This window comes from Neorhizobium sp. LMR1-1-1.1, from assembly GCF_040675795.1.
Taxonomy (GTDB): Bacteria; Pseudomonadota; Alphaproteobacteria; order Rhizobiales; family Rhizobiaceae; genus Neorhizobium; species Neorhizobium cellulosilyticum.
This window is the reverse complement of record NZ_JBEGHE010000004.1, coordinates 1-255: the sequence shown is the minus strand read 5'-3', so window position 1 is coordinate 255 and position 255 is coordinate 1. Positions and strand designations below refer to the sequence as shown.

1 protein-coding gene is annotated in these 255 nt (G+C 56.1%); it reads left to right on the top strand.

Annotation, left to right across the window (positions count from 1 at the left end; translation table 11 throughout):
* Window positions 1-2: 2 nt before the first annotated feature.
* Window positions 3-255: response regulator (locus MRBLMR1_RS08615; RefSeq protein WP_500064108.1), on the top strand; the 253-nt coding region annotated here is incomplete at its 3' end.

Genomic DNA, 255 nt, shown 5'->3' with positions numbered 1-255 from the left:
AAATCGTCGGAGAAGGGGGCTCGGCGAGCGATGCCGTGTCATTAGCCGCGACGCTCTGTCCTGAGGCTGTTCTGCTCGATATATCGATGCCGGGAAATGGGCTCTCCGCAGTCCAAACTATCCTCGCCAACGCTCCCGCTACCAAAGTGATAATATTGACTGCATCAGAAGACGGGGACGACGTGCGTGCCGCGATGCAGTCAGGAGCTTGTGGATATGTTCTTAAAGGTATCGGGTCTCGTGATCTGGCAAGCG